This window comes from Thermus thermamylovorans, assembly GCF_004307015.1.
Taxonomy (GTDB): Bacteria; Deinococcota; Deinococci; order Deinococcales; family Thermaceae; genus Thermus; species Thermus thermamylovorans.
On record NZ_SIJL01000029.1, the window covers coordinates 1 to 11,053 of the forward strand.

At 68.5% G+C, this 11,053-nt stretch carries 13 protein-coding genes and 2 tRNA genes; 4 read left to right on the forward strand and 11 right to left on the reverse strand.

From position 1 onward, the window contains the following. The first annotated feature begins 67 nt into the window (after nt 1-67). The 3 genes from ETP66_RS11425 (at nt 68) to ETP66_RS11435 (ending at nt 659) form a co-directional block, all read left to right on the forward strand. Nucleotides 68-142: transfer RNA gene (locus ETP66_RS11425), tRNA-Cys, on the forward strand. Between the two features lie 7 nt (nt 143-149). Beyond that, nucleotides 150-226, forward strand: a tRNA-Val gene (locus ETP66_RS11430). Nucleotides 227-269: 43 nt separating this feature from the next. Beyond that, nucleotides 270-659: an NADH-quinone oxidoreductase subunit 15 gene (locus tag ETP66_RS11435; protein ID WP_130842721.1), complete on the forward strand. Its 390-nt coding sequence runs from the start codon at nt 270-272 to the stop codon at nt 657-659. On the opposite strand, the gene ETP66_RS11440 is transcribed toward ETP66_RS11435, so the two are convergent. The 11 genes from ETP66_RS11440 to aceB all read right to left on the reverse strand — a co-directional run bounded on the left by ETP66_RS11440 (nt 656) and on the right by aceB (nt 10,117). Next, complete coding sequence (locus tag ETP66_RS11440; RefSeq protein ID WP_130842722.1) at nt 656-1,054, reverse strand: PaaI family thioesterase; 399 nt, start codon at nt 1,052-1,054, stop codon at nt 656-658. The two genes, ETP66_RS11435 and ETP66_RS11440, sit on opposite strands and share 4 nt — an antisense overlap. 18 nt (nt 1,055-1,072) lie before the next feature. Further along, nucleotides 1,073-2,197 carry a radical SAM family heme chaperone HemW gene (gene hemW / locus ETP66_RS11445; protein ID WP_130842723.1) on the reverse strand — a complete coding sequence of 375 codons (1,125 nt, stop codon included), beginning with the start codon at nt 2,195-2,197 and terminating at the stop codon, nt 1,073-1,075. Further along, on the reverse strand, nt 2,190-2,585 hold the full coding sequence (locus ETP66_RS11450; protein ID WP_130842724.1) for a HEPN domain-containing protein: 396 nt from the start codon (nt 2,583-2,585) through the stop codon (nt 2,190-2,192). Before ETP66_RS11450 ends, hemW begins: the two co-directional genes overlap by 8 nt. Continuing rightward, the gene (locus ETP66_RS11455) at nt 2,575-2,892 is read right to left on the reverse strand and encodes a nucleotidyltransferase domain-containing protein (RefSeq protein WP_130842725.1); all 318 of its coding nucleotides are present in this window, start codon (nt 2,890-2,892) and stop codon (nt 2,575-2,577) included. Before ETP66_RS11455 ends, ETP66_RS11450 begins: the two co-directional genes overlap by 11 nt. A gap of 4 nt (nt 2,893-2,896) precedes the next feature. Continuing rightward, a complete protein-coding gene (locus ETP66_RS11460) occupies nt 2,897-4,117 on the reverse strand; it encodes a glycerate kinase type-2 family protein (RefSeq protein WP_130842726.1) in 1,221 nt (406 codons plus the stop codon). Then, entirely contained in the window at nt 4,114-4,500 is a 387-nt protein-coding gene (locus ETP66_RS11465; protein WP_130842727.1) for a type II toxin-antitoxin system VapC family toxin, read from the reverse strand. Before ETP66_RS11465 ends, ETP66_RS11460 begins: the two co-directional genes overlap by 4 nt. After that, nucleotides 4,501-4,746, reverse strand: coding sequence for a type II toxin-antitoxin system VapB family antitoxin (locus tag ETP66_RS11470; RefSeq protein ID WP_130842728.1), 246 nt, complete (start codon nt 4,744-4,746; stop codon nt 4,501-4,503). A 32-nt stretch (nt 4,747-4,778) separates the two neighbouring features. Next, complete coding sequence (gene glcF, locus ETP66_RS11475) at nt 4,779-6,041, reverse strand: glycolate oxidase subunit GlcF (RefSeq protein WP_130842729.1); 1,263 nt, start codon at nt 6,039-6,041, stop codon at nt 4,779-4,781. A gap of 4 nt (nt 6,042-6,045) precedes the next feature. Further along, complete coding sequence (locus ETP66_RS11480) at nt 6,046-7,092, reverse strand: FAD-binding protein (RefSeq protein ID WP_130842730.1); 1,047 nt, start codon at nt 7,090-7,092, stop codon at nt 6,046-6,048. Then, on the reverse strand, nt 7,085-8,488 hold the full coding sequence (locus ETP66_RS11485) for an FAD-linked oxidase C-terminal domain-containing protein (RefSeq protein WP_130842731.1): 1,404 nt from the start codon (nt 8,486-8,488) through the stop codon (nt 7,085-7,087). Before ETP66_RS11485 ends, ETP66_RS11480 begins: the two co-directional genes overlap by 8 nt. 66 nt (nt 8,489-8,554) lie before the next feature. Continuing rightward, nucleotides 8,555-10,117, reverse strand: a complete 1,563-nt coding sequence (aceB, locus tag ETP66_RS11490) for a malate synthase A (protein ID WP_130842732.1) — start codon at nt 10,115-10,117, stop codon at nt 8,555-8,557. A gap of 95 nt (nt 10,118-10,212) precedes the next feature. Here aceB and ETP66_RS11495 point away from each other — a divergent pair, with 95 nt between their 5' ends. Beyond that, nucleotides 10,213-10,971 (forward strand): IclR family transcriptional regulator, encoded by a 759-nt coding sequence (locus ETP66_RS11495; RefSeq protein ID WP_130842733.1) that lies wholly within the window; start codon nt 10,213-10,215, stop codon nt 10,969-10,971. Nucleotides 10,972-11,053 lie beyond the last annotated feature (82 nt).

The window sequence follows — 11,053 nt, forward strand, 5'->3', positions numbered from 1 at the left end:
AAATGTGGTGGCCAATTACACTTTCTTGACAGCCATTTTCCCGGCGTGCTACCCTGGTCTAGGGCTTGGCGCCGTAGCCAAGGGGTAAGGCAGAGGTCTGCAAAACCTCCATTCGCCGGTTCGAATCCGGCCGGCGCCTCCAAGAACGCGGGCGCGTAGCTCAGGTGGCCAGAGCACTACCTTGACACGGTAGGGGTCGGTGGTTCAAGTCCACTCGCGCCCACCAGCTTCCCCGGGGAAGTCCCGGGGATTTGCCTTATACTCAGGCCATGAAGGCGTCCCACGAACGGGAACTCTACCAGGCCTGGGTAGAGCTTTTGGGCTGGATGCGGGAGTACGCCCAGGAGAAGGGGGTGCGGTTTGAAAAGGAGGCGGACTTCCCCGACTTCATCTACCGCATGGAGCGTCCCTACGACCTGCCCACCACCATCATGACCGCCTCCCTCTCCGATGCCCTGGGGGAACCCTTCCTCCTGGCGGACGTCTCCCCCCGGCACGCAAAGCTCAAGCGCATCGGCATCCGCCTTCCCCGGGCCCACATCCACCTGCACGCCCACTTTGAGCCCGGCAAGGGCCTGGTGACGGGGAAGGTCCCCCTCACGAAGGAGCGCTTCTTCGCCCTGGCCGACCGGGCCCGCGAGGCCTTGGCCTTCGCCTAAACCTTGGCGATGGTGCCCTGGCCCAAGGCCACCAGCTTGGGCTCGGGTTCCTCGCTGTAGACCTCGCCCTGGACCACGGCCAGGCGCTTGCCCGCCTGCACCACCTTACCGCGGGCCAAAAGCCTTTCCCCCTTGGCAGGGCGGAGGAAGTTCAGCTTGAACTCCACGGTAAGCACCTCAGGTCCTAAGACCAGGCCTCCGGCGAAGGTGAGGGCGTTGTCCAAAAGGGCGGCGATCACCCCGCCCTGCACCACCCCCAGGTGCTGGTAAAACTCGGGGCGCACCGGGAGGGCAAGTTCCACCTCTTCTTCCCCAGCCGAGAGGAGCTCCATCCCCAGGTGCTGGCTGAAGGGCTGGGCTTTGAGCACCTTTTGCGCCAAAGCGGTCCGGTCCATGGCTTCTCCTTGTCCAGGTCAAAGCTTACCCTGGGTTTCCAGGGGTTCCAGGGCCTCCCAAAGCTTCAGCACCACCCCGTGGAGCAAGGGGAAGGCCTTGCGGGTGGGCTTCAGGCGGTGGCCTGCCACCTCCAGGTAGCCTTCCTGGGCCAAGCCCCTGGCGGAGCCTTCCAGGAGGGGCCAGAGGGAAAGGCCCGCGCGCCTTTCCACCTCGCCCACGTCCAGCCCTTCCCGCAGGCGCAGCCCCAGCATGAGGCTCTCCTTGGCGTGCTCTAGGGGGGAGATAGCTTCTTCCGAGGGGGGCTCTCCGGAAAGCCAGCGGGGGAGGGGGGGGTGGGTGCGCCGGAAGGCGTAGGCCGAACCCCCGCCCGGGTACTGGCCCGTGGCCCCAGGGCCCAGGGCCAGCCAGAAGCCGTTTTGCCAGTAGACCTGGTTGTGCCTGGCCTCTTCCCCGGGCCTGGCGAAGTTGGAGACCTCGTAGCGCAGAAGACCGGCTTCTCCCAGGACTTCCTCCGCCCGCTCCATGGCCCAGGCCTCCCGCTCGGGGTCCTCCTTCAGGCCCATAAGGGCGAAGGGGGTGCCCCGTTCCACCTGCAGGGTGTAGGCGGACACGTGCCCCACCCCCAAGGCGGCGGCCTCGGCCAGGTCCTGTTCCACGTCCTGCATAGGCAGGCCCAGGATGAGGTCTAGGGAAACCCGGAAGCCCCCCTCTAAGGCCAACTCCACCGCCTTCAGGGCTCCCTTGCGCCCATGGGCCCGGCCCAGAAACTTGAGTACGCCCTCTTGGAAGCTTTGGACCCCCAAGGAGAGGCGGTTGACGCCGAGGTCCTTGAGAAGGGCAAGCCTTTCCCGGTTCAGGGTGCCAGGGTTGGCCTCGAGGGTCACCTCCGCCCCCCGTTCCAGCCTCCAGGGGAGGGCCTGGAAGAGGGCCAAAAGCTCCCGGTCCCGCAGAAAGCTGGGGGTGCCGCCGCCCAGGTAGAGGGTGGCCAGGGGCTCAGGATGGCTTAGGTAAAGCCCTTGGGCTTCTTCCCTCAGGCGCTTCAGGTAGGCTTCCACCCAGCCTGGGGCCCGGCGCACCACGTGGAAGTTGCAGTAGGGGCATAAGGTGGGGCAGAAGGGGACGTGGACGTAGAGGCTAGCCATGGCCTTGGGACAGGAGGGCTTCCACCCAAGCCACCACCCGCCTGGCCAGCGCTAGGGCCTCTTCCCATTCCTCCCGGGTGAGCTCGGGAAGCCCCGCGGGGTAGCGGCCCCTGAGGGTGTACTCCATGAGGAGGGTGGCCTCCTTTATGGCCTCGGGAATAGGGAGGCCTGTGCTCTCCAGAAGTTCCAGGAGGTAGTCCAGATTATGGGTTTTGGGGAAGGGAACGCCCTTGTCCACGAGGAGAGCCTTTAGGGCTTTCTCCGCCGCCTGCTCCGCCAGGAAGGCGGAGGGCTCGAAAAGGGCCTCTTTGGGTGTTTGGATGGCGTAGGCCAGATCGCTTTGGGCAAGGCGTAGCCAGGACCAGGGGTCCGTGGGTTCAAGCGGCATAAAGGGTTCTCCCCTCCCTTAGGGCTTGGGGATAGATGGTCATCCAGGCATCCTTGTACCTTTCCAGGTCCTCTGGATGGGCCACCACCAGGTCCACGGCAAAACCCTTGCGTACCTTGGCTAGGGCGAGGTAAAGGGATCGCGCCGCCGAGCGCTTGTCCACTTCCCGAGGCACCACCACGAGAAGGTCGTAGTCGCTTTCCGGGCGGGCCTCCCCCCGGGCCCGGCTGCCGAAGAGGATGATCTTCCGCGCCGGGACGGCTTTGAGGATGGCCTCGAGGACCGGGGCCAGCTCCGGGTACTCCACCCCTTCAGTCTACAAAGAGGAGGCGGAAGTCGTTGAGGTTGGTGCCGGTGGGGCCAGTCTTCAGGAGGGTGCCCGCCTTCTGGAAAAAGTCCAGGCTGTTGTTCTCCGCCAGGAAGGGCCTGGGGTCCAGCCCCAGGGCCCAGACCCCGGGGGTGAGGAGGGCCCCCGCCGCCCCTGAAGGCCCGTCCAGCCCGTCGGAGTCCGCGGCCAGGGCGTAGAGGGGGGCCTTCAGGTGGGCGTAGAGGGCCAGGAGGAACTCCAGGTTCCTTCCCCCAAGGCCCCTTCCCTCCACCCGCACCTGGGCCTCGCCGCCAGAGAGGAGGAAAAGGGGTTTTCGGAAGGGCACCCCGTGGGCGCGGATGGTTTCCGCCAGTTCCGCGTGGAAGCGGGCCAGGGCCCGGGCCTCGCCGCCGAAGCGGTCGGAGAGGATGACTCCCCGGTGCCCCTCCTTCCGCAAAAACCCCTGGGCGGCCTTCAGGAGGTCCAGGTTACGCCCGGCCATCCGCCAGGAAAGCCGCCTTAGGGCGGGGTGGCCAGGCTTGAGGGTTTCCGGGAGCTCCCCCTTAGCCCCCCGCTCCAGCACCCGCAGGGCCCCCTCGAGGCCCAGCCGGTAGCGGTCCAGGATGGCCAGGGCGTCGGCGTAGGTGGTGGGGTCGGGGTGGAAGGGTCCGGAGGCGATGACGCTGGGGTCGTCCCCCGGCACGTCGGAGAGGAGGAGGGCGTGGACCCGGGCCCTGGTGGCCAGGAGGAGCTTTCCCCCCTTGATCCGGGAGAGGTGCTTGCGCACGGCGTTCACCTCCCCGATGCTGGCCCCGCTTTGGAGGAGGCCTTGGGTGAGGGCTTGCTTTTCCTCCAGGGAGATCCCCAGGGGCAGGCACCAAAGGGCGCTTCCCCCGCCCGAGACCAGGGCCAGGACCCGGGCCTTGGGGGAAAGCCCCTGGAGGAGTTCCAGGATCTCCTGGGCCGCCCTTAGGCTTTCCCCATCGGGCAGGGGATGGCTGGCGAAGACCGCCCTCAGGCCCAGGGCGTCTTGGCCCTTGGGCAGGGTGAGGTGGTAGGGCACCTCCCCGTAGCGGTCCAAGGCGGCCTGCAGCATGGAGGCCGCCCCCTTGCCCACCGCCAGGACCAGGTCCGGCTTCCAGGGAGGGAGGGCCCTTTGCGTGAGGCGGTAGGGGTGGGCGGCCCGCAAAGCCTCGAGGAAGGCGGCCTCCAAAAGCTCCTTCATCCCTGCCCCAGGTCGGTTTTGCGGAAGTCCTCCCCTTTGTAGCGCAGGGGTTCCCCCTCGACCCGCGTCACGGCGTAGCTCAGGCAGTCCCCCAGGTTGAGCCCGGCGGGGTGGCGGCCCTTGCCGTAGCGGGCGTGGGCCCACACCGCTTCCCGGTAGGGCTCCTTGGTAAGGGGCAGGACCTCGAGGCCCAGCTCCTCCAAAAGCCTCTCCACCAGATGGGTCTGCTCAAAGCCTACCCGGCGGCCAAAGACCACCGCGGTTTCCACCAAGGTGGGCGCGCCCAGGGCGGCTCTGGGAGCCCCCTGGATGGCCTGGAGCAAGGCCTCGTGCCCCTCCTCTTGGAAGAGGGTGGCCCGGAGGACGGAGAAATCCACCACCATCTAGCCCTCCCAGAGCTCGTCCATCTCCTCCTTGCTGACCCCCTTTCCCAAAAGCTCAGGAGGGATTCGAGGCCACACCTCCTCCTCCAGAAAGCGAAGCACCCGATCGGGGCGCCGCTTACGGGTCAGCTCGGCCAGGCGGAGCTCCAAGGCCTTGCGCACCGCCTCGGTCTTGGTTTCCCCCGTCAGGCGGGCCACCTCGCTGGCCAGACGCTCCACTTCCCGGTTGCGGATGGTGAGGGGCATGGTTTCAGCATAGATGCATACTTTTCATTACGTCAAACCACGGCGTCCCTTCCTTCGTAGAGCAACTCCAGGAGCTCCGCGGTGTGCAGCACGGGGATATTCCGGTCCAGGTAGGCTTGGATCTGGGTGAGGCAGCCGATGTTGCCCGTGACCACCAAGTCGGGCTGGGTGGCCTGAAGGTTTTCCGCCTTTCTCCGGCCCAAAACCTCGGCGATCTCGGGCTGGAAGAGGTTGTAGGTGCCGGCGCTACCGCAGCAGATCTCCCACTCCCTGGGCTCCAGCACCTCCACCCCCGCCGCCTTCAGGAAGCGCCTGGGGGCCTCCCGCACCCCCTGGGCGTGGGCCAGGTGGCAGGCGTCGTGGTAGGCTACCCGCAAGGCGCGCTTGGGGGGTGGGGGCGGCAGGAAGCCCAGCTCGTCCAGGATCACCGTGAGGTCCTTCACCCTGGCGGCCAGGGCCCTGGCCTCCTCCTCCTCGGGTTCCCCCAGGAAGAGAAGAGGGTATTCCTTCATCCCCGAGCCGCAACCGGCGGCGTTGGTGACCACGAAGTCCACGTCCCGGAAGGCCTTGAGGTTCTGCCGGGCGAGGCGCTTCGCCCCCTCCCTGTCCCCCGCGTGCAGGTTCAGGGCCCCGCAGCAGACCTGTTCCTTGGCGGCCACCACCTCCACCCCGTTTTCCTGGAGCACGCGGAGGGTGGCCCGGTTGATGGTGGGGCGGAGGACCTGCTGGGCGCACCCCAGGAGGATCCCCACCCTGGCCCGCCTTTGGCCCTTGGCGGGGTAGACCTTCTGGTAGGATTCCCTGCCCGGTAGGCGGTCCGGGAGCAGGGCGGTGGGAGCCTTAAGGGCCTTGGGCAGGGGTAGGGGCTTGAGGAGGGGTTTTAGCCGGCTTCCCAGCTCGGCCAGGGGCCGGAAGCGCTCAGGGTAGGGGAGGACACGGAGGAGGGACTGGCGGTAGACCTGTTCCAGGGGGTAGCGGTGGCGCTTCCCTTCGGTGTGCAGGCGGAAGGCGGCGATGAGCTCCCCGTAGGGGACGCCGCTCGGGCAGGCGGTGACGCAGGCCTGGCAGGCCAGGCAGCGGTCCAGGTAGGGGAGGGCCTCCTCCAGGGGGAGGTTTTCCTCCAGCACCTCCTTCATGAGGAAGATGCGCCCCCGGGGGGAGTCCATCTCCTCCTGCAGGACCAAGTAGGTGGGGCAGGTGGGGAGGCAGAAGCCGCAGTGGACGCAGGTTTCGATGGCGTGGGCCATCACCTCCCCTTCCTTGCCCAGCTTTTCCACGGGGATACGGTGCTGCATGGCCTCACCCTAAGGGGAGGCGGCCCCTGGGGTCCAGGGCCGCCTTCACCTTCCCGAAAAAGGCCGGAGGCGGAGGGGGGAAGAGCGCCTCCTCGGCCCCCTTGAGGACCAGGTGGGGCAGGCCCGCTCCCCGCAGGGCCCGCAGGCCCTCGGGGTCCACCCCGGCGTAGAGGAGCTCCCCCCCGCTCAGGTAACGCCGGGGCCCCAGGGGGAGGCCTTCCAGGGCGGGGATGCGGGCTGGGGTGCTCGGCACCTTGACCCAGATAGGGCTTCCCTCCAGGAAGGAGAGGTCCCGCACCCCTTCCCAGTGGGCCTCGTCCTCCAGGAGGGCCTCCCCTTCCCGTCCCAGGAGTTCCCGGAGGCGCTTTAGGCGCCCTTCCAGGCTTTCCGGAAACCCCCCCAGGCGGATCTCCAGGGTGGCAGGGGGGATGAGGTCCAGGGCCAACAGGTCCAGGGGCAGGCCCCGGAGGCGTTCCAGGGCGGCCAGGGCCCCGGCCAGGTTCCCCAAGGCCACCCGCAGGGTCCGGGTGGCCCGGGGGTAGGGGAAGACCTTGAAGGAAAGCTCCACCATGATCCCGAAGGCTCCCAGGGAGCCCACCATGAGGCGGTGGAAGGGGAAGCCGGCGGCGTTTTTCACCACCTGGCCCCCGCCCCGCACCAGCCTTCCTTCCCCATCCACGAAGCGCACCCCCAGGAGGAAGTCCCTCAGGCCCCCAAACCGCTCCCGCATGGGACCGGAAAGCCCCGCGGCCACCGTGCCCCCTAAGGTGGCCCCCCGGCCCGCCAGGGGCGGGTGGAAGGGGAGGTACTGGCCGTGGGCCCTCAGGGCCTCTTCCACCTCCTTGACCGGGGTGCCCGCGTAGGCGGTGAAGACGAACTCCTCGGGCTCGTACTGGAGGAGGCCCCGGAGGCCCGAGAGGTCCAGGACCACCTCCCCCTCCCGGGGGGCGGAGAGGGCGGGCTTGGTCCCCGCGCCCTTGGGGCGCAGGCGGGGGTGGAGGCGCACCGCCTCCTGCACCTCCAATGGGCTGGTGGGGCGCACCTCAGCCATGGGCCCCCTCGAGGCGGGGGTCCACCACCCCCTCCGGCAGGACCTTACCCCGGTTGGCGAGGCCCCTGGGGTCCAGGGCCTCCTTGACCCGTTCCATGGCCAGGAGGTCTTCCGGGGCGAACATCTCCGGCATGTAGGCCTTCTTCTCCACCCCGATGCCGTGCTCCCCGGTGAGGGAGCCCCCTAAGCGCACGCAGAGCCTGAGGATTTCCCCCGCCAGCTCCTCGGCCCGCTCCAGCTCCCCAGGTTTTTTGCCGTCGTAGAGGACCAGGGGGTGGAGGTTCCCGTCCCCGGCGTGGAAGACGTTGGCCACCCTAAGGCCGTATTCCTGGGAAAGCCTCCCGATCTCCTTCAGGGCCTCCCCCAGGCGGCTTCGGGGCACCACCCCATCCTGGACGATGTAATCGGGGGAAAGCCTTCCCACGGCGCTGAAGGCGGCCTTGCGCCCCTTCCAGATGGCCTGGCGCTCGGCCTCGCTTTGGGCGATGCGCACCTCCAGGGCCCCGCTTTCCTCAATCACCTGGGCCAGGAGTTTGGCTTCCTCCTCCACCTCCTCCTTGGGGCCTTCCAGCTCCACGATGAGGAGGACCTCGGCCTGGGGGTAGCCGGCCCCCACCGCGGCCTCGGCGGCCTCGATGGCCAGGCGGTCCATGATCTCCATGGCCCCGGGGAGAAGCCCGCTGCGGATCACCTGGCTCACGGCGTTGCCGGCGGCCTCGAGGCTCCCGTAGGCGGCCAGCAGGGTGTGGTAGGCCTCGGGCCTGGGGAGAAGCCTTAGGGTGATCTCCAGGGCCACTCCCAAAAGCCCCTCGGTACCCACGAAGAAGCCCGCGAGGTCGGGGCCCACCCCCTCCAGGCTTTCCCCGCCCAGGCGCACCACCTCCCCCGTGGGGGTGACCACCTCGAGGCCCAGGACGTGGCCTGCCGTCATCCCGTACTTCAGGCAGTGGGCCCCCCCGGAGTTGAAGGCCACGTTCCCGCCCAGGGTGGAGATGGGCTGGCTGGAGGGATCGGGGGCGTAGTAGAGCCCGTAAGGGGCCGCCTGCCGGGAAACCTCCAGGTTCACCACCCCGGGCTCCACCACGGCGATCTTGGCCCTGGGGTCCAGGCGCAGGATGCGGTTCATGCGGTTTAGGGCCAGGACGATCCCCCCCTCCACGGGGAGGGAGCCCCCGCTTAGGCTCGTGCCGCTTCCCCGGGCCACGAAGGGGACGCCGTGGCGGTGGCAGAGCCTGACCGCCTCCACCACCTCCTTCTTCCGCTCGGGGAGCACCACCGCCAGGGGGCGCCTGCGGTAGGCGGTGAGGGCGTCGGACTCGTAAGGGGCAAGCGCCGCCTCCCGGGTGAGGACCCTTCCCGGGGGGAAAAGGGCCTTGAGCTCCTCCAAAAAGCCCATCTCGGCCTCCTTGCCTCCCACTTTACGCCAAGGGGCGGGCCCCTGCCCGCCCCTTGGCATGCCGGGCTAGTCGAGGTAGTCGTAGGCCACCAGGGTGAGGAACTCGATGAACTCCTCGGAGAGGACCAGCCGGTCCAGGATCGCCTCCGCCTCCCGGTAGCGGCCCGCCTCCCGCCCCCCCAGCTTGGCGAGCTCCTCTTCCTTCACCTTTTGGTAGAGCTCCGGGGTCACCGTGCGCCCGTCCTCCAGGGTGGCCCCCCGGTGCACCCACTGCCAGAGCTGGGCCCGGCTGATCTCCGCGGTGGCGGCGTCCTCCATGAGGTTGAAGATGGCGGCGGCCCCGTTGCCAAGAAGCCACTGGTTCAGGTACTGGAGGGCCACGGAGATGTTGTTCCTGAGGCCCGCCTCCGTCACCTTGCCCCCCGGGACCTGGAAATCCAGGAGGTCTTCCGCCCTCACCCGCACGTCCTCCCGCTTCACCTGCTTCTGGTGGGGCCTATCCCCCAGGTGGCGGTCGAAGACCTCCATGGCCACGGGCACCAGGTCGGGGTGGGCCACCCAGGTGCCGTCAAAGCCCTGCCCCGCCTCCCGCTCCTTGTCCGCCCGCACCTGCTCCAGGGCCCTTTCGTTCACCTCGGGGTCCTTGCGGCTGGGGATGAAGGCGGCCATGCCGCCGATGGCGTGGGCCCCATGAATATGGCAGGACCGGACCAGAAGCTCGGTGTAGGCCTTCATGAAGGGCACGGTCATGGTCACCTGGGCCCGGTCGGGGAAGATGGGGGCGGTGGTGGCGAACTTCTTGATGCAGCTGAAGATGTAGTCCCAGCGGCCGGCGTTGAGCCCGGCGGCGTGCTCGCGGAGCTCGTAGAGGATCTCCTCCATCTCAAAGGCCGCCAGGATGGTCTCGATGAGGACCGTGGCCCGGATGGTCCCCCGGGGGAGGCCCAGGTAGTCCTGGGCGAAGTGGAAGACCTGGTTCCAAAGCCGGGCCTCCAGGTGGCTTTCCAGCTTGGGCAGGTAGAAGTAGGGCCCGCTCCCCCGCCTCAGGAGCTCGTGGGCGTTGTGGAAGAAGTAGAGGCCGAAGTCGAAGAGGCTTGCGGAGATGGGCTCCCCGTCCACCAGGAGGTGCTTCTCCACCAGGTGCCAGCCCCGGGGCCGCACCACCAGGGTGGCCACCTTTTCCTTCAGCTTGTACTCCTTCCCCTCGGGGCTTACGAAGTCGATCTGGCGGCGGACGGCGTCGTAGAGGTTCTTCTGCCCCCCGATGACGTTCTCCCAGGTGGGGGAGAGGGCGTCCTCGAAGTCCGCCATGAAGACCCTGGCCCCGGAGTTCAGGGCGTTGATGATCATCTTGCGGTCGGCGGGGCCGGTGATCTCCACCCGGCGGTCCAAAAGGTCGGGGGGGGTTTCCGCCACCTGCCAGTCCCCGCCCCGCACGAAGGCGGTTTCCGCCAGGAAGTCCGGCTTCTCCCCCGCCTTGTACCTTTCCCACAGGGCCTTCCTCCGCTCCAGAAGGGCCTTGCGCACGGGGCCAAACTCCCTTTGCAGGGCCACCACGAACCGCAGGGCTTCCTCCGTGAGCACCTCGCCGAGGAGGGGGTGGTCTTTGGTGATCGCCACGCCTTTCATGGTGGCCTGAGCCTACCCGGGGCCGAGGGATTTGTCAAGCTTAGAAAACCTTTTTACTTATTGAAAAATCCCGCCCTCCCGCCTATCCTGGGGCCATGGCGCGGCCGCGGACCAAGGGGGCAGGGGGGGTCAGGACCCTGGAGCGGGGGCTTGGGGTGCTGGAGGCCCTGGCGGAGGCGGGGGAGGCGGGGCTTGCCCCCCTGGCCTGGCGCACGGGGCTTTCCAAGAGCACCCTCTACCGCCTCCTCCAGGCCCTGGCCCGCCGGGGGTTTGTGGAGGAGGCGGGGGGGGTGTACCGGGTAGGTCCCCGGGCCTTCGCCGTGGGCCAGGCCTACCCCAGGAAGAGCCTGCTGGAAGCGGTCCGGCCCGAGATGGAGGCCCTGGCCCAGGAGACGGGGGAGAGCGTGAACCTGGCGGTGATGGCGGGCCTCGAGGCCCTCTACCTGGACCAGGTGGAGGGAAAGCGGCTCGTCCGCCTCTTCACCGCGCCCGGCTCCCGCGCCCCTCTGCACGCCACCGGGGTGGGGAAGGTCCTCCTGGCCTTTGGGGGGGTGCCGGAGGGGCTTGCCCTCACCCCCTATACCCCCTACACCCTCACCTCCCGCGAGGCCCTGGAACGGGAGCTCGCTGGGGTGCGGGAGCGGGGCTACGCCCTGGACAACGAGGAGCGGGAACTGGGGGTGCGCTGCGTGGCTGCGCCCCTCTTCGGCCCAGGGGGGAAGGCGGTGGGGGCCATCTCCCTCTCCGCCCCCGCCAGCCGCCTTTCCCCCGAGGAGGCCCGGCGCCTGGCCCCCCGGGTGGTGGAGGCGGCTTGGAAAGCTTCTTTGCGCCTGGGGTTTACAGGGTCCGTATAATGGTGGAGGTAGGTGGCTTTAGCGGGAGGGGCTAAGGGCCATGGATAAGGACCGTCCGGTCTACGTGATCTCGGTGGCGGCG